Below are 23,572 nucleotides of genomic sequence, written 5' to 3'. Positions count from 1 at the left end.
AACGACGTGCGCGTGCACGTCGTCGGCGACGTGCACAACGAAGCCGCACCCGCATACGCCGCCCTGAAGAAGCGCTGGAGCTTGAAATCGTGCACCCGACCGGGGTCAGGTCGTCGAGATTCCGACGAGCGAGCCGCCTGTTCCGTCTGCGGCGAGGGTGAATTCAGATCCGGGCTCCGGAACGGGCAGTATGACGGCGGCGACTTGCGAGCCGTCGCTTGTGACTCGCAGGATCCCGTCGGAGTATGCGACAGAGCTTTGATCTGGGTTCAGGTCCGTGAAGTCCAAGGCATCGCCGGCACGGAAATCGGTGACGGTGATCCCGTCCAGCTCGGCAGCTGATCCCTGGATCACATTGTCTCCTCCGCCCGCCGTGATGACGGCGGGGCCTCCGCCCGGCCGGATCAGGTCGTTGTAGACGCTGCCTTGGATCACGCCGCCGAGACCGCTCCCCAGGATCAAGTACTGCTGGTTCGGGTCGAGCCGATAGATCGTGATGTCAGCCGGGTTGGTGGCGACCCAGTAGGAGGCGTCGTGAATGCCGATGTATTCGGCACCATCGACACGGTCGATGTTGTCGTAAACCCGGATCTGCCGCTGGGCATTCGTGACGACACCGAGGATCGTTGTGGTGTGCCCGGAAGCGATGCCGTGCTCAGGTTTGAGCCATCCCATTCGAACGATGTCGCCCGGCTGCACCAGCGTCGACCAGTCGGACACTGGTGCCGGCCCGGCACCGGTGTAGGGGACCCGCCAGAATCCGCCCTCCACGTTCAGGCTCGCGTCGATGAGCGCGTCGGGTAGCGGCATTGGCGCACCAGCTCCCGCCGCAACATTGTCCCCGATCCAGTTGCAGAGATTCGTGTTGAGAACGCGCGGGTACTTCGCGTTGAAGGCTTCGGCCGCGGCGATCACCGCCTTCGACGTCGGCGACCCGCCGCAGCCGGCGATCTGCGCGACCTGGACGATGGAGGGATCGACCGTCCACACGCTGTACTCGACAACCACGGTCTCGGGGCCAGGGGCTGTCGGCGGCGTGACACGAGCCTGGAACTGTGCCGGGTTGTTGATCTGATTGCCGACCAGCAGTTCGACGTCATCGACGTTCTGAACGACCGTCGCTCCGTTGATCGGCGTTCCCGCCACATACCAGACCGGTGTCGTGTCGGGTTCCTCCCAATAGCCGCAGTCCGTACTCGTGTTCGTGAACGGTTGCGAGGGGACCAGCGTCATGCTGTAAAAGCCCGGTGCCGCCGTGCCGAACGACTGCGTGAGGATCGTCGAGAATGGCACCTTCGTGCCGGCTGACGCCGCAAGAGCTGTCGGCATCGATTGCTCCAACACCGTGACACCCTGAGGCGCATACGCAATTCGGACGTCACCGTTCTCGCCATCGATCAAGAAGTCGGACACGGCCAAGACCTGCTCGCCGAACGGCAGCGGGGACCAGTTCCCGCTGTGCACAAGTTGCACGAACAGCGTTACGAGGGTGCCGGTCTGGTTCGGTCCGGCGAAAAGTTCCAGCCTCGCCGGTTCGGAGCGAGTCGCCGCCACGAAGTTCGTGGACTGTACTTGAGCCATGGGCAGATCGATCCGGTTGCCGCCTGCTTCTGTGAAGCCGAACGTCCCCAGAAACTCGCCGGTCAGTGTCGCGGTCCCTGTGCCATCCACGAAGTCGACCGCCTGGTCGACACCGACGATTCCTTCGATCGACAACCGCCCACCGTTCTCGAGCACGATCGCACCACTGCCTTCGACCGCGACGCCTGCTGCGATGTCGAGCGCGCCCGCGACCTGGATGAGGGCGTTGTTCGTGAATGCCTGCCCTCCCAGCGTCAAGGAGCTCCCTTGACTCACCACCAGCACGGCCTTCGAATCGGTGTTCAGCAAGGTGAAGTTGCCTGGGTCGGTTCCGTTGCTCTGCGCCTCGACGGTGAGGCCACCGCCCATCGCCCCGATGAGGATCTGGCCGTCGAAGGACGTACTCCCCTTGGCAACGAGCATCGCGTTGAGCGGCGACGTCCCCGGCTCGCCTCCGGTCACGATCAATTCCGCGCGCGCCTGCGGGTGACCATTCGTGCCGACGAACGCGGCGTCGAATGTCTCCAGCGCGATGGTCGTCGCCGTCGTCTGAGATCCGGCGAGCTTGATGGTGACCCCCTCGAGGACAGGAGATCCTGCCGGGATTATCGGCGTGCCCGATGTGATCAAGGCGGTGTCGCCGATCGTCGGCACCGTGCCGGAAGTCCAGTTCGCGGCCTCGAACCAATCGCCGTTCGTGCCCGCTCTCCAGATCTGAGTACCCATCGGCCCCCCAAAGTCATCCCCAAGTCGCGCTTAGACTGTTGCCCCCACGCGCGGGCACACCGCCCGTGGCGACACGGTACGCGGCCTGACCGCTACGAAGCGTCGCCACGCCGGGCGCTGTCGTAGTCATCGTTCAAGCCGAGCAGGCGGCGCCTCTCCGCGTCGGCGGTCTGCGTGAACGCATGGCACTACTGCCCGATCGCAAAGAACCCGGTCGGTCGCGCGACGCACACGAAGGCACCTGCGTCCACTCCCGGCTGGGGCTCCCAGCCCGGAGGGGCGACCGGCACGGCATGCGGTGGGATGCTGATGCGGAGCGACTGCAACTCATCGTTAGAGACGGAACGACGGCCTACGACACGACGTCGGGGTCGATCGGCGTCAGTTCGGCCAGCTTCGCGCTGCGGCCGTCGCCCGACGACTTCCCGGTGAGCCGGCGCCCGATCCAGGGCAGCACGTACTCGCGGTAGTACTTCAGCGATGGCCGGCGCCGTCCGAACGGCGGCTCGGCCGCCACCTCGTCGACGCGCCACGCGGAGGGCACGGGCACGCTGAGCGCTGTGAGCACGTTGGAGGCGACGCGCGCGTGCCCGAATGAGTTCAGGTGCAACCTGTCGAGCGACCAGTAGCGCAGATCGCGCAGGTCTGAGTCGGCGAAGTTGTCCACGAACGTGACCGCGCCCTCGACGGCGGTCCCATCGCGAACGAAGGCACGCACCCGCACGGCCAGCTCGTCACCCCTACGCTGGATCGCACGGCCGCCGGGCAGGTTGTCGCTCGGATTCGCCCCGCTCAGCAGCAGCACATGGATGCCGGCGTCGACGGCCTTCCCGACCGCCCGCGCCGTCTTCTGCGCGATGTCGTCGACAGAGACCTGAGGCCGCATGATGTCATTGCCACCGCCGTTGATGCTCAAAAGCTGCGGACTCATCGCCATGGCAGTGTCGAGCTGTTCTCCGACGATGGGACCGAGCTTGCGACCTCGGATCGCCAGGTTCGCGTACAGCACCGGCTCGTCTGCCGCAGCGGCAAGACCCACCGCGACGAGATCCGCCCAGCCTCGCACGCTGCCGTCGGGCAGTACGTCGCCGACGCCTTCTGTGAAGCTGTCCCCGATCGCGATGTAGCTGGTGTACATGCCTCAACGGTATCCGTCTCGTCGTGGTGGAGAACGCTCGGTTGGCTCTTGCCCGGCGGTACTATCGAGAAGGCCTTTCGGCCACCCGTCTCACCCCCGGCAGCATGCTGAACGCTTCCGGACCACCGCCTTCGGAAGGATTACTGAAAGATGATCGCTCGGCCACCGAAGGGTGAACTCGACAAGCGCATCGCCGGCGCCGTGTTCGTGCTGTTCTGGCTGGTGGCGATCGCCGCCTGGATCGTCGCCGGAGCCGCACTCGGCGACACCGGTGCGTGGCAGCCGTTCATCGTCGACGTCGGAATCGTGATCGCGAGCGTAGGGACGGCGACCCCGTTCCTCAACACGGTCAAGGGGTTCGGCATCGCCCTGCTCTTCTCGCTGATCGCAGTCGTCGGTTTCGCGTTCGGCGATTTTCTGGGCATGGTGCCGCTCGTCTACTTCCTGCGGATCGCGGTGCCTTTCTTCGCCGTCATCATCGCGCCGACGTTCAAGATGGCGAACGGCGTGAAGGTGTTCGACGCAGCGTGAATTCCCGCGCGACACGCTCTACGAGGCGGCCGCATGCACGGCGCCGTACGTAACTATTCCGGTAGCCGACCGCGGCGCGTCGGGCGGTGCCGGCGCGCAAAACGGCTCAGAACCTGCGGGTGAACGGCATCGGTTTTCGCATGCGGATCAGGAGCAGTAGAGGAATCACGATGTACGGGAGGTTGAAGGCCAGGAAGACCGCCGCGTTCGGGGTGCGTTCGGCGGCCGATCCGAAGAACTCCACACCGAAGATCGGGATGCCCGTGAGCGAGATGATCATCGTCGCGTAGATCACACTCGGCAGCTGTATCCAGTTCCACTTTCGCACGATCGCGAGGATGAGCAGCACGTAGAACGCGACGTAGACGAATGCGGAGGTGCCGCTGATGAACCGCAGCCACACCGGATGCGATCGGTACAGCGGGTCGAAGTTCGACGCGTACCAGTAGTTCCACTGCACGAGGACGTTCGGCGAGTCCTTCACCTGGTCGAGGCCCAGCCCCTCAACGGAGTCGCTGATGATGCACGTGACGATGAACGCGGCGAAGATCACGAGGAACACGATGTCGATGGGCCGCTTCGTCAGCGGCAGGTTCGCGAGCTTCACACGTGCCCCGGGGGCGGGGTCGGGCGCGGTCGTGGTGCGGGCTTCGGACATGGTGTGCAGACTATCGCCGGCCCGCGCATGATGCGGGCCGGGCCGGCGACAGAATCACCTGAGCGCAGTCACGGCAGATAGTACGTCGGGTTCGGCAACTTGATCGTGCGGTCGGCGTGACCGCCGATCAGGTCGCTGAACTGGTCGCCGTAGTTCGCCACGATGTCGTAGTTGCCGCCTGCCCTCGACTCCGCGTGCGCCCTCGTCTGCGACTTGTACTCGATGGTGGTGCAGTTCGCCGCCGCGCAGTGGATGTACGACGGCTGTTGCGATGCACCCTTCCCGGTCCACTTCGTGTAATAGTTCTGCGGTGTGAGGCCGGTGTAGCCCGCCTTGGCGAGGTTGGCGAGCGTGGCATCGTTCTGGTTGTCGTTGCGCCCGGTCAGCCCGATCACTGTGCCTCCGGCCTTCTGCGCGGCGCGATCCAGCGCGACCATACCCGGAACCGCCGGGAACTTCTGGCCCTGCACCCAGACATCCTGCTCGGTCGGGTTGTGCACGGTGTCGATGCGATGCGCGGATGGCTAGAACCGCACACCGACTTTGCTCATGTGAGCCGGCTAGGAGATCGCATTGAGCGCAGTCGCGGCTGCCGGTGTGCCGCGAAAAGCATGATGTCGACGAACCGCGTGAAGTCGACGAACCCGCACGATGGCGACGGCCCACCACGCAACGGGTGTCCGTTCGGTGCTCGCTGGCGGGTTCCGTGCCCGCTGGCGGGTTCCGTGCCCGCTGGCGGGTTCCGTGCCCGGTGGCGCGTTCCGTGCCCAACACGCGGGCATCCGATGCACCCCTGCGCACAGCGGTACTGACCGCTACAGCGTCAGCACGAGCATGCCGGCGTCCACGCTCACGCGTACATCGACGAGATCGGGCACGCCCCAATCCGGGTCATGACTCTCCGCCATGCCGCCGACTCCGACGACGCGCATCCCGGCAGATCGGGCGGCCGCAATGCCCGCACCGGAATCCTCGAAGACGACGCATTCCGCGGCCGGCACCCCGAGTGCGTCCGCCGCCACGAGGAAACCTTCGGGATCCGGTTTGCTCGCCGAGACGTTCTCGGCAGTGACAGTGACACGAGGAACCACGAGGCCGGCTGCATTCATGCGGGCCGTCGCCAGCGGAAGGGTGGCGGAGGTGACAAGGGCATGCGGAGCATCCGTCAGCGAGCTCAAAAGTCTCGCCGCGCCGACGATCTCCACGATGCCGTCGAGCTCAACGGTCTCGCGGGCCAGCATCGCGCGAGTATCGGCCAGGTTCTGCTCGAGGGGTCGCTGCGGCAACAGGATCGCCATGCTCTCGTGACCCTGCCTGCCGTGCACGACTTCGAGCACCTCGGCCGGCTCGAGATCATTCGCCACGGCCCAGTCGGTCCAGACGCGCTCCACCACGGCAGACGAATCGACGAGAGTGCCGTCCATGTCGAACAGGATCGCGGACGCGCGGATGGTGGTGCTCACGCTGCGAAAGAGTACAGGGCGATGGTGCGCCATCCCATTCGTGTGAGGCGTAAGCCTCAGCCGCAGGAAACGTCCCTCACCCGACCACGCGTCCACCTGGGCCCTTGAGCCTGCCCCAGCACCGTCACCCGTGGATGACCTTCGCGTAAGGCCCCGACATCGGCACGCGCCTCCCAGCGGTTCGCTACGCAGCACGGCCGTGCATGCGCAGCACATCGTCGAGGCGCCTCGGCAGAGAATGTGCCCGCGGTGAACGGCACCGCCCGCGCGTCACCGTCGGGTCATGAACGGCGGCCGCTCGACCGGGAGGCGGAGATGAAGCACGCCGTCAGGAACTGCAGGAGCTCCCGGCCGGGCGGTGGTGAGCGGCGGCTCCCACGCAATCGCGCGATGGCGGGTTCGCAGAGGGAGGCAGTGACAGCCGCGTTGTGTTCCGTCTCAGCGGTCAGCGAGGCCATAGTCAGTGCCGGTGGTGGGACTCGAACCCACACGCCCTTTCGGGCAAAGCATTTTGAGTGCTCCGCGTCTGCCATTCCGCCACACCGGCTCAGGTGCGCTGTTCACCATATCGCGGTCGGCCGCCATACATGCACCCGGTTCACGGAACGCGCGCGCACGCGCGTCGTTCACGGCTCGATCGCCCATATCGTAGGCTTGTTCACCGTGACCGACACTGAGAACACCGCTGCACCGCGTCGCGTAGTCGTCGCGGAAGATGAATCGCTCATCCGTCTCGACATCGTCGAGATCCTGCGCGACAACGGGTTCGAGGTCGTCGGCGAGGCCGGCGATGGCGAGACCGCCGTCGCCCTCGCCACGGAGTTGCGCCCCGACCTCGTGATCATGGATGTCCGCATGCCGAACCTCGACGGAATCGAGGCTGCCAAGAGGCTCTCCGAGAATCACGTCGCACCGGTCGTGCTCCTCACGGCGTTCAGCCAGAAGGAGCTCGTCGATCGAGCCACCGAGGCGGGCGCACTCGCCTACGTGGTCAAGCCGTTCACCCCGAACGACCTACTGCCCGCCATCGAGATCGCGCTGGCCCGTTACCAGCAGATCATCGCGCTCGAAGCCGAGGTCGCCGATCTCAACGAGAGATTCGAGACCCGCAAGCTCGTTGACCGCGCAAAAGGCCTCCTGAACGAGAAGATGGGCCTCACGGAGCCAGAGGCGTTCCGCTGGATCCAGAAGGCGTCCATGGACCGCCGCCTCACGATGCACGACGTCGCCAAGGCGATCATCGACCAGCTCGCGCCCAAGAAATGAGTGCGGTGGGCTCAATGTCAAGCGTTGAGCCCCGGAGAACTCGGCCGGAGCACCCGGATTGAACAGCGCCGCCAGGCGACGCGTGTCGAAATCGTCCCGTTCCCTCGTCCTTCGAGGTTTCGACAAGCTCAACCCGCGGAATTGCGGTCCTTGATCAGGTTCGTGATGCGGATCGTGGAGCAGCGGCGACCGCGGTCATCCGTCACAGCGATCTCGTGCGTGGTCAGCGTGCGGCCGAGGTGGATCGGCGTGCACACGCCGGTGACGACGCCACTGGTCGCCGACCGGGTGTGCGACGCGTTGATCTCGATGCCCACCGCGAGCCTGCCAACACCGGCCCACAGATTCGCCGACATCGACCCGAGCGTCTCGGCCAGCACGACATAGGCGCCACCGTGCAGCAGATCCGCCGGCTGGGTGTTGCCTTCGACGGGCATCGTGGCTACGGCGCGATCCACCGAGAACTCGATCATCTCGATGCCCATCTTCGCCGCGAGCGCGCCCATTCCGCGCTTCTTGACGTACGCGAGGGCGTCGGACGAGGCATCCGTCTCACCGATCGTCGACATGCTGCTCCTGGTGCTTCTTGGCCGGCGTCTCATGTGTTCGCGGCTCCGCCGCTCAACGCACTCGAGCGGCCCGACCAGGTATGCCAGCATCCGAGTCCGAGCCTCAATCGAGTGTGTTCGCCGCTGCGCCGCTCAACACTCTCAATCGGCCCGGCCACGTATGCCAGCATCCGAGTCCGAGCCTCAATCGAGTGTCCGAGGCCGCTTGTAGGCTGGCAGGCGTGCCGGACTCGGAAAAGCCTACCCTCCTGATCATCGACGGCCATTCGCTGGCGTTCCGGGCGTTCTACGCGTTGCCGGTCGACAGTTTCACGACCCGTGACGGCCAGCACACCAACGCGATCCACGGATTCCTCTCGATGCTGCTTCTGCTGCTGCAGAATGAGCGCCCGAGTCACCTGGTGGTCGCGTTCGACGTGTCACGGTATTCGTTCCGCACGAGGGAGTACGCCGACTACAAGGGCACACGCGGCGCGACCCCGCCGGAGTTCTCAGGGCAGGTGCCGTTGCTGCAGGAGGCACTGGCCGCGATGAACATCCCGACACTGGAGAAGGAGGACTTCGAGGCGGACGACATCCTCGCGACCCTCGCGGCGCAAGGGGCTGAGCAGGGATACCGCGTGCTCGTCGTCTCCGGCGATCGCGACACCATCCAGCTGGTCGACGACGACGTCACGCTGCTCTACCCGAACGTACGAGGCGTCTCCGAGCTCAAGCGGTACGACCGGCAGACCGTGCTCGACCGGTACGGCATCCCGCCGGAGAAGTATCCGGAGGTGGCCGCCCTGGTCGGCGAGACCAGCGACAACCTGCCGGGCATCGACAAGGTCGGCGAGAAGACCGCCGTGAAGTGGGTGCTGCAGTACGGCGACGTGCAGAACCTCATCGCCCACGCCGACGAGATCAAAGGCGTGGTCGGGCAGAACCTGCGCGACCAGAAAGAGAACGCGCTGCGCAACCGGCGCTTGAACCGGCTCGTCCGCGACGTCGAGCTGCCCGTGGGGCCGGCCGATCTCGCCCGCCGCCCGATGAACGAGCAGGCGGTGCGCGACCTGTTCGCCCGCCTCGAATTCCGCACATTGCTCGAGCGCGTGTTCAAGCTGATCGACGGAGACGGATCCGACACCGGAGCGGTCACCGGCGCGCAGATCGACATCATCGTGGCGCCCGAGGTGGGGGAGGCGTCAGGCGAGGAACTGCAGGCATGGCTCGCCGAGGCATCCGCGAACGGCTCACGCCCTCTCGCGATTCAGCTCGACCGCGCCGGTGTCGGGGTCGCAGGGGTCGGCCTGTCCACCCAGGACAGGTCTGTGTACGTGTCGGCTGCGGACGACCGCTCGCTCGACCCCGAACTGGTCGGCTGGCTCGCCTCCGATTCGCCGAAGTGGTTCTACGACGCGAAGAACCAGCTCAAGGCGCTGGATGCCATGGGCATCGCCCTCGGCGGACTGCAGTGCGACGCGAGAGTGGCCATCTGGCTCGTGAATCCCAACCGCACGCCATCCGGTCTCGCCGACCAGGTCTACGAGGTGCTCGGCGAGCAGATGCCGCAGTCTGACCCGGCACAACTCGTTCCCGAGGTAGAGCCTGTAGGTGCGGCGACGGAGGCCTGGTACGTGCACCGGGTCGCCGAGGCTGTCTCGGTCGCGCTCGAGGAGAGCACGCGTGGGGTGCTGGAGCGCATCGAGCTTCCGATCACCGCTGTGCTCGCACGCATGGAGCGGAACGGTGTCGCGATCGACACCGGCATTCTGCGCAGTCAACGCGAGGAGCTCACAGTGCGCGCCGACGGGCTCGCCCAGGCGGCGTACACCGAGATCGGCCACGAGGTGAATCTGGGCTCCCCGAAACAGCTTCAGCAGGTGCTGTTCGATGAGCTCGGCATGCCCAAGACACGCTCGACCAAGACCGGATACTCGACGGATGCCGGTTCGCTCGCCGACCTGCAGGAGAAGAACCCGCATCCCTTCCTCGACCTGCTCCTGCAGCACAGGGACGCCACGAAGCTCAAGCAGATTATCGAGACGCTGGAGAAGTCCGTCGGGCCGGATGCGCGCATCCACACCACCTACGACCAGACCGGAACCTCCACCGGTCGCATCTCGTCGAACGATCCGAACCTGCAGAACATCCCGGTGCGCACCGAGGTGGGCAAGCAGATCCGGTCGGCGTTCATCAAGGGCGAGGGATACGAGACGCTGCTCACTGCCGACTACTCGCAGATCGAGATGCGCATCATGGCGCACCTCAGCGAGGACGGCGGGCTGATCGAGGCCTTCAACGCCGGGGAAGACCTGCACCGCTTCGTCGGTGCGCGCATCTTCGGCGTCGCCCCCGAAGATGTCACGCCGATCATGCGCACCAAGGTCAAGGCCATGTCGTACGGCCTGGCGTACGGCCTCAGCGCGTTCGGACTGTCGAAGCAGCTGCGCATCGAGACCTCGGAGGCACGGCAGCTGATGACCGACTACTTCGCGCGATTCGGTGCCGTGCGCGACTACCTGCGCGACGTGGTCGAGAAGGCACGCGTCGACGGCTACACGGAGACGATCTACGGGCGTCGGCGTCCATTCCCGGATCTCACGAGCACCAACCGCGTGATCCGGGACAACGCCGAGCGCGCAGCGCTGAACGCACCGATCCAGGGCTCTGCCGCCGACATCATGAAGATCGGCATGATCGGCATCGACGCCGACCTGCGGGAACAGCAGCTACGCTCCCGCATGCTTCTGCAAGTGCACGACGAGCTCATCTTCGAGGTGAGCCCGGGGGAGTGGGATGCGCTGGCCGAGATCGTCTCACGCCGCATGTCGACGGCCGCGCAACTCCGCGTTCCGCTGACCGTGCAGCTCGGCCGTGGCGAGAACTGGGACGCCGCCGCGCACTGAGGCCGACACCGACGACGCGCGGGTCCGCCCATTTCGCGAGACTGCACGCCCACTCCGAACCAGAGGGATTCACCCACGGTCTCGGGGTCGGCGTGCAGTCTCGCGGGTCGGCGTGCAGTCTCGCGTCCCCGTGCAGTCTCGGCAGGGGGCGCCATAGGCTGGCGACCATGACTCAGCAACCGCAGAGAACCGCCACGCCCATCGACGCACTCGCCGAAGCGTGGGTCGACACGCAACTCGAGATCGCCCCCGAGTACCACGTCTGGCTCGGCCGCCCCGGCCGCGAGGGCGAGTACGCCGACTATTCGCCAGAGGGCAACGACCGCCTGGCCGAAGCGCAGGCCGACGTGCTCCGTCGTGTCGAGGCCGCCCAACCCGCCGACGAGATCGACCGAGTCACGAAGCTCGATCTGACCCGTGAGCTGAAGCTCGAACTCGAAAAGCACGAGGCCGGCTTCTACCAGCGCGACCTCAACGTGATCGCCTCGCCCGAGCAGGGCCTGCGCGAGATCTTCGACCTGGAGCCGACCGCGACGGTCGAGAACTGGGAGACGATCGCGCGCCGCATGCACAACCTCCCGGCGGCGATGCGCGGCTACATCACCTCGCTCCGCGCCGGCATCCACTCCGGCAACGTGCCGGCCATCCGTCAGGTGCGCGAGGGCATCGTGCAGGCGAACAAGCAGGTCGGGTCGAACGGCTTCTTCTTCGAGCTGGCACGCGACGCGAGTGCAGGTGACGACGAACTGTCCGACGCGCTGAAAAGGGACCTCGAGAAGGGAGCTGCCGAGGCGGCTGCCGCTTACGGCGAACTGGCGGTGTTCCTCGAGGACGAGCTGGCCGCCCACGCACCGGAGCAGGATGCCGTCGGCCGCGAGCTCTACTCCCTCGCCTCCCGCAGTTTTCTCGGCGCCACGGTCGACCTCGATGAGACCTACGAGTGGGGCGTCGATGAGCTGCGACGCATGGTGGACGAACAGGAGTCGATCGCGCGCGAGATCAAGCCAGGAGCATCCGTCGCCGAGGCGATCGCCTTTCTCGACGGCGACCCGTCGCGCAAGCTGCACGGTACCGACGCGCTCAAGCGCTGGATGCAGGAGACCAGCGACCGCGCACTCGCCGAACTCGGCGAGACTCATTTCGACATTCCGGAGCCCATCCGCGACCTGGAGTGCATGATCGCTCCCACCCAGGAGGGCGGCATCTACTACACGCCGCCGGCCGACGACTTCTCCCGTGCCGGTCGCATGTGGTGGAGCGTGCCAGAGGGCGTCACCGAATTCGACACCTGGCGCGAGCTGACCACGGTGTATCACGAGGGCGTGCCGGGCCATCACCTGCAGATCGCGACGGCTACGTACAACAAGGCGCAGCTGAACACGTGGCGCCGCATCGCGGGGACGTCGGGTCACGCCGAGGGATGGGCGTTGTACGCGGAGCGCCTCATGGAACAGCTCGGCTACCTCGACGACCCGGCGGACCGGCTCGGGATGCTCGATGGCCAGCGGATGCGCGCCGCGCGCGTCGTGCTCGACATCGGCGTGCACCTGACGAAGCAGCGCCCGGACGGCGAGGGACCGTGGACCGGGGACTACGCATTCGAGTTCCTCGGCCAGAACGTCAACATGAACGAGGGGTTCGTTCGCTTCGAGGTGAACCGCTACCTCGGCTGGCCGGGGCAGGCGCCGTCGTACAAGATCGGACAGCGCATCTGGGAGCAGCTCCGCGACGAGTACCAGCGCCGAGAGGGCGAGTCGTTCGACATCAAGGCCTTCCACAAGAAGGCGCTCGACATCGGCGGAGTCGGCCTGGACACGCTGAAGACGGCACTGCTGTCCTGAACGTATCGCCGAGTCGAACCGCTTCGCGTCCCTGTTGGCGCTCCGGTCAGACCCCGCGTCGGTAGGACACCGCCCGGCGCCGCCGCCGGCTGCTGGGTCGTGCACCCGGCGGCCGGCTCACGGGCGGCACCGTCGAGTTCCTCGTCGACCGGCGAAGCGAGCACAGGGAGATCGCAGATGACGGCTTTCGCCGGAATAGCGACGCTGTCCCTGTCGTTGTTGCGAGCGGCTACCGTGCGACGGTAGTCTGGAGAGTCACTTTTGTGACGTTCCTAACCGCCTGCCCGGCGGGAATTCCAACTGAAGCAATCCTTCCGGGCCTGATTCATGTCCATAACTGGAGTACCCACTCAATGACAACCGCAACGACCGAAAAGGCACCCAAGCAGGTCGCGATCAACGACATCGGCTCTGCTGACGACTTTCTTGCCGCGGTCGAAAAGACTCTGAAGTTCTTCAACGACGGCGACCTCATCGAAGGCACCGTCGTGAAGATCGACCGCGACGAGGTTCTCCTCGACGTCGGTTACAAGACCGAGGGCGTTATCCCCTCCCGCGAACTCTCCATCAAGCACGACGTCGACCCGAGCGAGGTCGTCGGCGTCGGCGACACCGTCGAGGCGCTCGTTCTCCAGAAGGAGGACAAGGAAGGCCGCCTCATCCTCTCCAAGAAGCGCGCCCAGTACGAGCGCGCCTGGGGCGACGTGGAGAAGATCAAGGAGGCCGACGGCGTAGTGACCGGACAGGTCATCGAGGTCGTCAAGGGCGGCCTGATCGTCGACATCGGACTGCGCGGCTTCCTGCCGGCATCCCTCATCGAGCTGCGCCGTGTGCGCGACCTCACGCCGTACCTCGGCCAGGAGATCGAAGCTAAGATCCTCGAACTCGACAAGAACCGCAACAACGTGGTGCTTTCTCGCCGCGCGCTGCTGGAGCAGACCCAGTCCGAGAGCCGTTCGACGTTCCTCGCCAATCTCCACCCGGGCCAGGTGCGCAAGGGTGTCGTCTCGTCGATCGTCAACTTCGGTGCGTTCGTGGACCTCGGCGGCGTCGACGGCCTCGTGCACGTCTCCGAGTTGTCGTGGAAGCACATCGAGCACGCCAGCGAGGTCGTCGAGGTCGGCCAGGAGGTCACCGTCGAGGTGCTCTCCGTCGAACTCGACCGCGAGCGCGTCTCCCTGTCGCTGAAGGCGACGCAGGAAGACCCGTGGCAGGTCTTCGCGCGCACGCACGCGATCGGCCAGTTCGCACCGGGCAAGGTCACGAAGCTCGTTCCGTTCGGCGCCTTCGTGCGCGTGGCGGACGGCATCGAGGGCCTCGTGCACATCTCGGAGCTGTCGGGCAAGCACGTCGAGCTCGCCGAGCAGGTCGTCTCGGTCGGTGACGAGGTGTTCGTCAAGGTCATCGACATCGACCTCGAGCGTCGCCGCATCTCGCTTTCGCTGAAGCAGGCGAACGAGGGAGTCGACCCGGAGTGCACCGAGTTCGACCCGGCACTGTACGGCATGCTCACGGAGTACGACGAGCAGGGCAACTACAAGTACCCGGAGGGATTCGACCCCGAGACGGGCGAGTGGACCGAGGGCTCAGACGCTCAGCGCGAGAAGTGGGAGCAGGATTACGCCGAGGCTCAGGCCCGCTGGGAGGCGCACAAGCGCCAGGTGGCCAAGGGCATCGAGGAGGAGGCCACCCAGGCCGAGACCACCTCGCGCGGCGGTGCCACCTACTCGAGCGACTCGAACTCCAGCGGCACTCTCGCCGACGACGCTTCGCTCGCGGCTCTTCGCGAGAAGCTGTCCAGCAATTCCTGATCGCATTCTGCGCTCGGGTGAAGCGGCCGGGTCCTTCGGGGCCCGGCCGCTTCGTCATGTTCCGCTGACCATCAGCCGGTCGGCCTGCGCCGACTCCGGCAGAATGGTGCGCATGGATCACAGCGACCCCGCACCAGAACAGGATGCCGCCGCGCCACGGGTGGTCTCGGTGAGCCGCGATGACGGACACCGGTTCACCAAGCACCGCGTCGATCGGATCCGGCTGATCAAGGGGTGGGGCATCGAGGGGGACGCCCACGCCGGAACGACGGTGCAGCATCTGTCGCGGATCGCTCGCGATCCGCACCAGCCCAATCTGCGTCAGGTGCATCTGATCCACTCCGAGCTGTTCGACGAAGTGCGCCGGAACGGTTTCGACGTGAAACCGGGCGAGATCGGCGAGAACATCACAACAGTCGGGCTCGATCTGCTCGCGTTACCGACCGGCACCGTACTGCACATCGGGGAGGGTGCGAGCATCCGGCTCACCGGACTGCGAAATCCGTGCGAGCAGATCAACGGGCTCGCCCCCCGGCTGATGAAGGAACTGGTCTTCCGCCGTTCGGACGGCACCGTCGTGCGCAAGGCCGGCGTGATGTCGGTGGTGCTCTCCGGCGGCGTCGTGCGCCCGGGAGACGCCGTGCGTGTCGAGCTGCCATCCCGTGATCACATCGCGATGGAACCGGTGTAGTCGTGCGGATCATCGCTCTCACGGGGGGCATCGCTTCCGGCAAGTCGACCGTGTCGAATCGGCTGGCGGAGCATGGCGCCGTGATCGTGGATGCCGACCTGCTCGCCCGGGAGGTCGTCGAGCCGGGGACTCCCGGCCTGGCGGCCATCAGAAGCCGGTTCGGCGACGGGGTGATCGCCGCGGACGGGTCGCTCGACCGCCCGGCGCTGGGGGCGATCGTGTTCAGCGACGCCGGCAGGCTCGCGGACCTGAACGCGATCACGCATCCAGCCGTGTGGGGGGCGGCGCTGGAACGGTTCACGCAGGCAGAGGCAACGGATCCGAACGCGATCGTCGTGTACGACGTTCCGCTGCTGGTGGAGGCGTCACCCGAACGGCCCCTGCGGTTCGACCGCGTCGTCGTGGTGGATGCGCACCGCGCGGAGCGCATCCGGCGGCTGGTCACGGAGCGTGGCATGAGCGAGGCGGAAGCCGTGCGCCGAATCGGAATTCAGGCCGACGACGAGCAACGCCGCGCCGTCGCCGACGTCGTGATCGACAACAACGGCGACAAGGATGATCTGCTTCGACGTGTGGACGCGCTCTGGGACGTGCTCATCACCAACGGTTGAGCCCCCTGCTCAGCGGACCGCGGGCCCCAGCAGCATCAGGGTCGGGAGCACGACGAGCGCAAGTGCGCCGGCCAACACGGTGAGCCGTAGCGCGGGAGCAGCAGGCGCCGCGACATCCGTGAGCCGGGCTACGCGGGCGTCTGCCCACTCGCCCGCGGACGGCAGTGACGCCGTCACGCTCACGCTGGGCACCGTCGGCGCGAGTATGCCCTGTGCGGCGGCGGGCGCGCCGCCCCCGGTCGGTGCTCCGGCGAGAGCCACCAGGGCGACCGCGCGCGACAGGTTGCGCTGAGAGACCGTGCGCCTGGCCTGGTCGTCGGCGAGCAGCTCGATCAGCAGCCCGACGGCTTCGTGGGCCCGGGTCGCGATCGGGAACCAGGGGAGCGCGCTGCGCCAGGCGCTGAACGCGACGAGCAACACATGATGGTGCTGCGAGACATGCGCCCGCTCGTGAGCCAGGACGGCGGCGAGTTCGTCGTCGCTCAGCAGCTCAAGCAGGCCGGCCGAGAGCACCGTGGTCGCCCGGGGCGCACCGGGCAGGCAGTACGCGACCGGCGCAGCGTGGTCGATCACACGTGTGCCTGGTCGCTCCGGCATGGGATCGGAGAGCAGTTGGAGCAGGTGAATGTGGTGACGACGTTGCCGCTCGGCACGCCAGCTGGTGCGCACGAGGTTGAGCAGAAGATGCGCTCCAAGCAGAACCGCTCCGGCGAGCGCGAATATCTCGAAGAAGTCGGCGTCGTGGGGGAGCCGACCCGCGAACAGGTCCGCCGTGAAGGCGCCGGCAGCGTGCGGCAGGTCCTGACCGAACGGGATGAGCCCGAAGACGAGCAGCGAGCCGATCATGGAAAGACCTCCGGCGAGCGCGATCGCCTGCCACAGCACGAGCGCCGCGCCAGGCATGCGGCGCGGCCAGCGCGCTCCTGCCAGCACGACCGGTACGGGCCAGGCCAGCGCGAATGCGAGGAACGCCAGCGATGCGGCGACGGCGAGCACGCTACCGACCACCTCGCGGAGCGGGAGTCTTCGTGGGCACGAGCTACGCCTCCAGCAGCTTGCGCAGGCGCTCCGCGTCGTGAGGGGTGACCTGCCCGACGAAACGGGCGAGCACGGCGTCGCGATCCGATGCCGAGCCGAGCACCTCGTGCATGAGCTCCGCCACGTGCTCCGCGCGGTTCATGGCGGGCCGATAGAGGTGGGGGCGGGCATCCCTGTCGCGTACGACGAAGCCTTTGCCCTCCAGTCGAGAAAGCACGGTCATCACTGTGGTGATCGCAGGCTCCTTGCCCTCCGGGCCGGACGCCTTCAGCGCGTCGCGCAGATCGGTCGCTGCGAGGGGCGCCGGTGCATCCCACACGACGTCCATGATCGCGCGTTCGAGCTCACCGAGTCTGACCACCGTGCGACTTGCCATAGCTAGATTCTACCGCGCGTAGAAATGTTCGGATGACCGTGGTACAACGTTCTACAGCGCGTAGAATTCTACGCAGCGTAGAACTGACCGAAAACGAGGCGACGTGCACTTCACCACCGAGCTGGATCCGCTTCTGATCGCCCGCTGGCAGTTCGGCATCACAACCGTCTACCACTTCTGGATGGTGCCGCTCACCATCGGACTCGGCCCCCTGGTCGCGCTCATGCAGACGCTGTGGATGCGTACCGGGAACGACCGTTACTACCGCATGACGAAGTTCTGGGGAAAGATCTACCTGATCAACTTCATCATGGGCGTGGCCACCGGCCTCGTGCAGGAGTTCCAGTTCGGGCTCGCGTGGAGCCAGTACAGCCGATTCGTCGGGGACGTCTTCGGCGCACCGCTGGCGATGGAGGCCCTTCTGGCGTTCTTCGTCGAGTCGACATTCCTCGGCGCCTGGATCTTCGGCTGGGCCAAGCTGCCGAAACACATCCATCTCGCCTGTCTCTGGCTGGCCGTGGCGGGTTCGGTCGTCTCGGCGTACTTCATCATTGCGGCGAATTCGTGGATGCAGCACCCGGTCGGTGTGAAGCTCGTCGACGGCAGGCCGGTGATGACGGATGTCTGGGCCGTGCTCGGCAACAACACCGCCGTCGCCGCGTTCACGCACACGATCTTCGGCGCGTTGTCCGTCGGCGGCGCCATGCTGCTCGGTGTCGGGTGGTACCACCTGTGGCAGCGCCGGCGCGACGGAATCGACCTGGTCGGCCCGGACAACCGGGTCATCGTCGGAGAGGCGCCTGCGGTTCCCGGCCGGGACAAGGCGGACCACCACGTGTGGCTCACGTCACTGCGAATCGGCGCTGTCACCGCGATCATCGCGTTCGCGGGCGTTGCGATCACGGGCGACGCGCAGGCCCGGCTGATGTTCGTGCAGCAGCCGATGAAGATGGCATCAGCGGAGGCCGCCTGCCACACCGGCACCAGCTTCTCCCTGCTGGCGTTCGGCGACATCGGGTCCAAGGACTGCAAGGGCGTCGTGAACGTCATCGAGATCCCGGGCGTGCTCGGGTTTCTTGCCAACGGCGACTTCAATGAGCCGGTGCGCGGCGTCAACGAGCTCGTACCGGCCTACCAGCAGAAGTACGGAACACATCTGCCGGACGACCCGAAGCTCGGCGCACGCGCGGGCGAGAAGATCGACTACGTGCCGGTGATGGCTGTCACGTACTGGGGATTCCGGCTGATGATCCTGTTCGGCGCGCTTGCCGCGTTCGCTGCTGCCGTCGCGCTGTGGCTGACCCGGCGGGGGACTGTACCGCGGTTCAGGGCGGTGATGTGGCTGGCCGCGCTGGGCATCCTGTCCCCGTTCGCCGCGAACTCGGCCGGATGGATCTTCACCGAGATGGGCCGGCAGCCGTTCGTCGTGGCGCCGAACCCGACGCCGGGCGGGGTCGACGGGGTCTTCATGTTCACGGCTGCTGCCGTTTCGCCCGGTGTGACCTTCGGCGAGATCCTCTTCTCGCTGTGCTCGTTCGCACTCGTCTACGCGGTGCTCATGGTGGTCGAGGTGCGGCTTCTCGTGAAGTACATCCGCGGGGGAGTGGCCGGCGCCGTCCCGGAGCTCGGCGAGAAGCCGAAGGATCCGAACGCGCCCGCCGACGACGATGTGCTGGCCTTCGCCTACTGAGCCGCGCCGCCGCCGACCGCGCTGCCGCCGACCGCCTGCCACTGCACTGACCGCTAGCTACTGAAGAGGTACGACCATGGACTTCCTGCCCACCCTGTGGTTCATCCTGATCGCCGTGCTCTGGACCGGCTATCTGTTCCTGGAAGGGTTCGACCTAGGGGTCGGGATGCACATGCTGATCTCCGGTCGCACCGAAAATGATCGCCGCGTGATGCTCAACACGATCGGCCCGATCTGGGATGGCAACGAGGTGTGGCTGATCACCGCCGCCGGTGCCACGTTCGCCGCATTCCCGTTCTGGTATGCGTCCCTCGTCTCCACCCTGTACGTGCCGTTCGTCGTCGTGCTGCTCGGGCTCATCTTCCGCGCGGTCGCCATCGAGTATCGGGGCAAGGGCCACACCGCTCGCTGGACGCGCTGCTGGGATCTCGCACTCGGCCTGGGTTCCTTCGTCGCGGCATTCGGTGTGGGCGCCGCGCTGGCACTGACGACCACGGGACTGCCGATCGATGCGAACGGCGACGGGGTCGGCGGCCCGTTCGCCTGGCTGAACGGCTGGGCGGTCGTCGGTGGTCTGGCGGTCGTCGGGTTCTGCCTGGTGCACGCCTCGGCATTCCTCGCGCTGAAGACCGAGGGCGATGTGCGCGCACGCGCCGGAGGATTCGCGGCGCGATGGATGGCCGCCCTCCTGGTTCCTCTCGCCCTCTGGGTGGTCGCGGTGCAGGTCATGCACGGCAAGGCATATACCTGGCTGCTGGTGGCAGCGGCCGTGGCGGCCGCGGTGTGGGCGTTGACGCGTGCGCGACGCGGGCGGGAAGGCGGGGCATTCGCCGGCATCGCGGGCTTCCTCATACTCGGAGTCGCATCGATCTTCGCCAATGCGTACCCGGTGGTGCTGCCGTCGACGATCGCCTCGAGATTCGACCTCACGATCGGCAACGCGTCCAGCTCGTCCTACACACTCGGCGTGATGAGCGTCGTCGCCGCGTTCGGCATCCCGCTCGTGCTCGCGTACCAGGGCTGGACGTACTGGGTCTTCCGCAAACGGATCGCCGGCGCGAGCATCCCGCCCGCGCGCCGCGTCGAACCGGCGGTGAAGCCACGGTGACACGGGAAGACACTGCGACGAGAGGTGGCCGACCCGCTGTGCAGGGCGCTGTGCCCGGCACAGCGCCCTCGGCGGAAACCTCCGCGAGACCATCGCCCTTCGACGGCCTCGCCGAGGTTGGTGCCAAGCGCCTTCTGCTGCTCGGCCTGCTCGGTGCGCTCAAGGCAACGGGCCTCGTGCTGATGGCCGATGCCCTAGCCACCGGCATCGTCACGGTGATCGCACACGGCGACGTCGGCCCCGCCGTGGCGGAGGGACTCGTGGGCGCGCTCGTGCGCGCCTTCACCGTGTGGGGGCTACGCGTCGTGTCGCAGTCTGCAGCGGCGGGAGCCAAGCAGGAGTTGCGCATCCGTCTCGCCCGTGCCTATCTCCGCCGACGAGACGGAGGGGTCGGTGCAGACGCCGCATTGGCGTCGTCCGGCCTCGACGATCTCGACGCGTACTACACGTCGTACCTTCCCTCTCTGGTGGGCGCCGCGACGGTTCCGCTGCTGGTGGGTGCACGCATCCTGGGCGCCGACTGGGTGAGCGCGCTCGTGATCGTCGTGACTGTGCCGCTCGTCCCGCTCTTCATGGTGCTCATCGGCCTGCACACGCGAGACCGCGTGGCCTCGTCGTTGAATGCCCTCGGCCGACTCTCCGATCACCTTGTGGAGCTCGCGCGGGGACTGCCGGTGCTGGTCGGGCTCGGACGTGACCGGGAGCAGTCCGCTGCGCTGGCGGAGATCTCGGAGAGTCATCGGGCGAGGAGCATGGCGACGCTGCGCACGGCGTTCCTGTCATCGCTCGCCCTCGACCTTCTGGCCACCATCTCCGTCGCCGTCGTCGCGGTGGTCATCGGCGTGCGGCTGCTCAGCGGAGACCTGCCGCTCGAGGCAGGCCTCGTGGCGCTCATCCTGGCGCCCGAGTGCTACGCACCGCTTCGGGACGTCGGCGCCGCGTTCCACGCGTCGGATACCGGTCGGGAGGCCCTGCGCCGGGCGCGGAACGCCTTTTCTCGACCGCTCGCGCGGAACCGCCTCACCCGACGAACCGGCGCAAGTGTCGTCGTGCACGACCTCACGATCCGACACTCCGGCCGCACGGAACCCGCCGTCCATGGGTTGTCGTTCCGCGCACCGGAAGGCGGCGTCACTCTGATCGCCGGCGAGAGCGGCGCAGGCAAGTCCACGGTGCTCGCTCTGCTGGCGGGTCGCGGCGCCGCACTGGACGACGACGCGGACTGCACGGGCGGCGTGGTCGCACCCCGCACCGAACAGACGGTGTGGATGCCGCAACACCCGCACTTCGCCTCGCGCACGGTTCTCGACGAGGTTCGACTGTACGGCCCGGCCGACGACGCAGGGCCGACGGATGCCCGCACCCTGCTCGACCGAGTCGGCCTGGCCCGACTCGCTGACGACGATCCAGCCGAGTTGAGCCCTGGCGAGGCACGCAGGCTCGCGTTCGCACGGATGCTCGCCGCGGTCGCCTGCGGGGCACGGCTGGTGCTGCTCGATGAGCCGACGGCGCACCTCGACGCCGACTCGGCCGCCGGCATCCGGCGCGAGATCGCACGGATGCGTGGGCGCGCCACAGTGCTGGTGGCCTCCCACGATCCGGCCGTCCGGCTGCTGGCCGACCAGGTCGTGCACATCGGCGACGCATGTAGCCGACCCGCGACCGTCGAGGCGAGGTACACAACACCCGGCGATGCGACTGCGCTCGACGGCGAGGTACCTGCATCGGAAGCCGCAACCGGGGAATCCGGCGCTCAGCCCACGGGCACTCGTACGTCGAGCCGGAGTCGCGGGGCTGTCAGCGAGCTCTGCGCATTCCTCCGCCCGGTGTCGTGGCGGATGTGCTGCGCCCTTCTCGTCGGCGTGCTCTCCAGCTGCTTCGCCATCGCCCTCACCGCGCTCTCCGGCTGGCTCATCGTTCGGGCGAGCCAGGAACCGGCGATCATGTACCTGCTCGTGGCGATCGTCGGCGTTCGCTTCTTCGGCATCGGCCGATCCGCGCTGCGTTACGCGGAAAGGCTGCTCACCCACGACGCCGTCTTCCGCGCGACGACGGCGCTGCGACTGCGCCTCTGGTGCGCGCTCGCCGAGGCGGGACCTGCCGGTCGCCGGGCGCTTTCGCCCGGGAACGCGCTGGCCACACTGATCGGGGCGGCCGACCGGGCACGCGACCTCGTACCACGGGTCGTGCAGCCGCCCGCAGCGGCAGTCGTCGTGCTTACCGGATCCGCTGTCGCGCTGGGCATGCTGTACCCGCCCGCGCTCGGTGCGGTGGCCGCGCTCGCCGTCATCGCCCTGCTGGTGGCACCGGCGCTCGCGTTCGCGACCGGCCGGTCGGCCGCGAGGCGGACGGAGCTGGCGCGTTCTGCGATCCTGACCGCCTTCACAGACCTGCTCGTGGCCCGCGACGACCTGACGCCGACCGCGAAGGACCGCGTCATCCGCCGCATCGACGATGCCGGCGCCGCGGCCGCGCGGACCGAGCGACGCACCGCCTATGCCGAGGGCGCAGCATCCGCCCTCGTCGTTCTGGCGTGCTGCGTCGCAGCGGTCGTCATGCTTCCGCTCGCGACGGCACCGATGGCCTCGGGCACTCTCCGGCCAGAGCTCGTCGCCGTGCTCGTGCTGGTGCCGCTGGCACTGATCGAGCCGCTCCTCGACACAGTCGCTGCGGCGTCCCGTGCACCTGCACTGGCAACGGTGTTCGCGCGCGTGCGTGTCGCGACGAGCGTTCCGGCGGGGGTGCCGCAGCAGCCGGACCCGACGACGAGAGCGGCGCTCGGGGTCGTTCGGGGCATCCGGCTCGACGGTGTGTCGTTCCGGTACCCCGATGCGTCGCGGCCCGTCTTCACCGGCATCCACGGTGCCGTCGCACGCGGAGAGTGGCTCGCGGTCATCGGCCCGAGCGGGTCAGGCAAGTCCACCCTGCTCTCGCTGTTGCTTCGCTTCGCCGATCCGCTCGCCGGACGCTACCTGCTCCACGAGCAGGCGCCGAACTTCGCGGACAGGACGGTGGATGCCCGCACCGTGGATGCCCGCACCGTGGATGCCCGCACCGTTGACGCTCGCACCGTTCCGCCGCACGAGTTGCGGGCCAGAGTGGCATGGTGTCCGCAGGAGGGCCACCTCTTCGACTCGACCTTGCGTGCCAACCTGCTGATCGCGCGTCCCCGCTCCGATTCTCCTGCCGACGCTGATTCTCCGACCGATGCCGAGCTGATGGATGCCCTCACCCGCGTCGGTCTGGCACCTCTCATCGCCTCGCTGCCGCACGGTCTCGACACCAGGATCGGGCCGGCAGGGGAGCACTTCTCCGGCGGGCAGCGCCAGCGGGTCGCTGTGGCACGCACACTGCTCGCGAACGGCGATGTCGTGCTGATCGATGAGCCGACCGCGCACCTGGACGAACAGGCATCCGCGGCGCTGATCACAGACCTGCGGGTGGCACTGCATGACCGCGTCACCGTGCTGGTGACGCACGCCGCCGAGCAGGCCAGGCGTTCCGAGCACGTGATCGAGCTGACCGGAAGCACGGTCTCCGGAATGCGACGACCGGCGCTCGCTCCGGCCTGAGTGTCGTACGCCTT

The 23,572-nt window shown here is 67.2% G+C and carries 18 protein-coding genes and 1 tRNA gene; 10 read left to right on the top strand and 9 right to left on the bottom strand.

Annotation, left to right across the window (positions count from 1 at the left end; translation table 11 throughout):
* Positions 1 to 105 precede the first annotated feature (105 nt).
* A complete protein-coding gene (locus ACYVDK_RS03710; protein ID WP_460518120.1) occupies positions 106 to 2,307 on the bottom strand; it encodes a hypothetical protein in 2,202 nt (733 codons plus the stop codon).
* A 352-nt stretch (positions 2,308 to 2,659) separates the two neighbouring features.
* Positions 2,660 to 3,445: an SGNH/GDSL hydrolase family protein gene (locus ACYVDK_RS03705; RefSeq protein ID WP_460518117.1), complete on the bottom strand. Its 786-nt coding sequence runs from the start codon at positions 3,443 to 3,445 to the stop codon at positions 2,660 to 2,662.
* Between the two features lie 150 nt (positions 3,446 to 3,595).
* Between ACYVDK_RS03705 and ACYVDK_RS03700 the strand changes: the two genes are divergently transcribed.
* Positions 3,596 to 3,976 carry a hypothetical protein gene (locus ACYVDK_RS03700; protein ID WP_460518115.1) on the top strand — a complete coding sequence of 127 codons (381 nt, stop codon included), beginning with the start codon at positions 3,596 to 3,598 and terminating at the stop codon, positions 3,974 to 3,976.
* Between the two features lie 106 nt (positions 3,977 to 4,082).
* Here the strand turns inward: ACYVDK_RS03700 and ACYVDK_RS03695 are convergent, their stop codons facing one another.
* The 4 genes from ACYVDK_RS03695 to ACYVDK_RS03680 all read right to left on the bottom strand — a co-directional run bounded on the left by ACYVDK_RS03695 (position 4,083) and on the right by ACYVDK_RS03680 (position 6,644).
* Positions 4,083 to 4,634 (bottom strand): EXPERA domain-containing protein, encoded by a 552-nt coding sequence (locus tag ACYVDK_RS03695; protein WP_460518112.1) that lies wholly within the window; start codon positions 4,632 to 4,634, stop codon positions 4,083 to 4,085.
* Positions 4,635 to 4,702: 68 nt separating this feature from the next.
* Positions 4,703 to 5,134: an HAD family hydrolase gene (locus ACYVDK_RS03690; RefSeq protein WP_460518109.1), complete on the bottom strand. Its 432-nt coding sequence runs from the start codon at positions 5,132 to 5,134 to the stop codon at positions 4,703 to 4,705.
* A gap of 315 nt (positions 5,135 to 5,449) precedes the next feature.
* A complete protein-coding gene (locus ACYVDK_RS03685; RefSeq protein WP_460518106.1) occupies positions 5,450 to 6,097 on the bottom strand; it encodes an HAD-IA family hydrolase in 648 nt (215 codons plus the stop codon).
* A gap of 464 nt (positions 6,098 to 6,561) precedes the next feature.
* A tRNA-Leu gene (locus tag ACYVDK_RS03680) sits at positions 6,562 to 6,644 on the bottom strand.
* A 116-nt stretch (positions 6,645 to 6,760) separates the two neighbouring features.
* On the opposite strand from ACYVDK_RS03680, the gene ACYVDK_RS03675 reads away from it, so the two are divergent.
* Positions 6,761 to 7,363, top strand: a complete 603-nt coding sequence (locus ACYVDK_RS03675) for an ANTAR domain-containing response regulator (RefSeq protein WP_440293280.1) — start codon at positions 6,761 to 6,763, stop codon at positions 7,361 to 7,363.
* A 128-nt stretch (positions 7,364 to 7,491) separates the two neighbouring features.
* On the opposite strand, the gene ACYVDK_RS03670 is transcribed toward ACYVDK_RS03675, so the two are convergent.
* Complete coding sequence (locus tag ACYVDK_RS03670) at positions 7,492 to 7,932, bottom strand: hotdog family protein (RefSeq protein ID WP_460518104.1); 441 nt, start codon at positions 7,930 to 7,932, stop codon at positions 7,492 to 7,494.
* Between the two features lie 221 nt (positions 7,933 to 8,153).
* Between ACYVDK_RS03670 and polA the strand changes: the two genes are divergently transcribed.
* The 5 genes from polA to coaE all read left to right on the top strand — a co-directional run bounded on the left by polA (position 8,154) and on the right by coaE (position 15,774).
* Positions 8,154 to 10,820 carry a DNA polymerase I gene (polA, locus tag ACYVDK_RS03665; protein ID WP_460518101.1) on the top strand — a complete coding sequence of 889 codons (2,667 nt, stop codon included), beginning with the start codon at positions 8,154 to 8,156 and terminating at the stop codon, positions 10,818 to 10,820.
* Positions 10,821 to 10,987: 167 nt separating this feature from the next.
* Entirely contained in the window at positions 10,988 to 12,661 is a 1,674-nt protein-coding gene (locus ACYVDK_RS03660; protein ID WP_460518097.1) for a DUF885 domain-containing protein, read from the top strand.
* Between the two features lie 353 nt (positions 12,662 to 13,014).
* Positions 13,015 to 14,472 carry a 30S ribosomal protein S1 gene (gene rpsA / locus ACYVDK_RS03655; protein WP_460518094.1) on the top strand — a complete coding sequence of 486 codons (1,458 nt, stop codon included), beginning with the start codon at positions 13,015 to 13,017 and terminating at the stop codon, positions 14,470 to 14,472.
* A gap of 112 nt (positions 14,473 to 14,584) precedes the next feature.
* A complete protein-coding gene (locus tag ACYVDK_RS03650) occupies positions 14,585 to 15,163 on the top strand; it encodes an MOSC domain-containing protein (RefSeq protein ID WP_460518091.1) in 579 nt (192 codons plus the stop codon).
* Positions 15,164 to 15,165: 2 nt separating this feature from the next.
* The gene (coaE, locus tag ACYVDK_RS03645) at positions 15,166 to 15,774 is read left to right on the top strand and encodes a dephospho-CoA kinase (protein WP_460518089.1); all 609 of its coding nucleotides are present in this window, start codon (positions 15,166 to 15,168) and stop codon (positions 15,772 to 15,774) included.
* 9 nt (positions 15,775 to 15,783) lie between these two features.
* Here coaE and ACYVDK_RS03640 read toward each other — a convergent pair whose 3' ends face one another.
* Positions 15,784 to 16,770, bottom strand: a complete 987-nt coding sequence (locus tag ACYVDK_RS03640; RefSeq protein ID WP_460518086.1) for a M56 family metallopeptidase — start codon at positions 16,768 to 16,770, stop codon at positions 15,784 to 15,786.
* Between the two features lie 43 nt (positions 16,771 to 16,813).
* A complete protein-coding gene (locus ACYVDK_RS03635; protein WP_460518144.1) occupies positions 16,814 to 17,173 on the bottom strand; it encodes a BlaI/MecI/CopY family transcriptional regulator in 360 nt (119 codons plus the stop codon).
* A 136-nt stretch (positions 17,174 to 17,309) separates the two neighbouring features.
* Here ACYVDK_RS03635 and ACYVDK_RS03630 point away from each other — a divergent pair, with 136 nt between their 5' ends.
* The 3 genes from ACYVDK_RS03630 (at position 17,310) to ACYVDK_RS03620 (ending at position 23,558) form a co-directional block, all read left to right on the top strand.
* Positions 17,310 to 18,878: a cytochrome ubiquinol oxidase subunit I gene (locus ACYVDK_RS03630; RefSeq protein ID WP_460518141.1), complete on the top strand. Its 1,569-nt coding sequence runs from the start codon at positions 17,310 to 17,312 to the stop codon at positions 18,876 to 18,878.
* Positions 18,879 to 18,954: 76 nt separating this feature from the next.
* A complete protein-coding gene (cydB, locus tag ACYVDK_RS03625) occupies positions 18,955 to 19,986 on the top strand; it encodes a cytochrome d ubiquinol oxidase subunit II (RefSeq protein ID WP_460518085.1) in 1,032 nt (343 codons plus the stop codon).
* Positions 19,987 to 20,036: 50 nt separating this feature from the next.
* Complete coding sequence (locus ACYVDK_RS03620; protein ID WP_460518082.1) at positions 20,037 to 23,558, top strand: ABC transporter ATP-binding protein/permease; 3,522 nt, start codon at positions 20,037 to 20,039, stop codon at positions 23,556 to 23,558.
* The last annotated feature ends 14 nt before the right edge of the window (positions 23,559 to 23,572 follow it).

The organism is Humibacter antri (genome assembly GCF_054777235.1).
Note: the sequence above shows the minus strand (reverse complement) of the source record. Positions and strands in the feature narration are given on the sequence as shown.

What these genes read in the sequence shown, in the direction of transcription:
- ACYVDK_RS03710 (WP_460518120.1), bottom strand. Translation starts at nt 2,307, where the DNA reads ATGGGTACTCAGATCTGGAGAGCGGGCACGAACGGCGATTGGTTCGAG.
- ACYVDK_RS03705 (WP_460518117.1), bottom strand. Translation starts at nt 3,445, where the DNA reads ATGTACACCAGCTACATCGCGATCGGGGACAGCTTCACAGAAGGCGTC.
- ACYVDK_RS03700 (WP_460518115.1), top strand. Translation starts at nt 3,596, where the DNA reads ATGATCGCTCGGCCACCGAAGGGTGAACTCGACAAGCGCATCGCCGGC.
- ACYVDK_RS03695 (WP_460518112.1), bottom strand. Translation starts at nt 4,634, where the DNA reads ATGTCCGAAGCCCGCACCACGACCGCGCCCGACCCCGCCCCCGGGGCA.
- ACYVDK_RS03670 (WP_460518104.1), bottom strand. Translation starts at nt 7,932, where the DNA reads ATGTCGACGATCGGTGAGACGGATGCCTCGTCCGACGCCCTCGCGTAC.
- ACYVDK_RS03660 (WP_460518097.1), top strand. Translation starts at nt 10,988, where the DNA reads ATGACTCAGCAACCGCAGAGAACCGCCACGCCCATCGACGCACTCGCC.
- rpsA (WP_460518094.1), top strand. Translation starts at nt 13,015, where the DNA reads ATGACAACCGCAACGACCGAAAAGGCACCCAAGCAGGTCGCGATCAAC.
- ACYVDK_RS03650 (WP_460518091.1), top strand. Translation starts at nt 14,585, where the DNA reads ATGGATCACAGCGACCCCGCACCAGAACAGGATGCCGCCGCGCCACGG.
- cydB (WP_460518085.1), top strand. Translation starts at nt 18,955, where the DNA reads ATGGACTTCCTGCCCACCCTGTGGTTCATCCTGATCGCCGTGCTCTGG.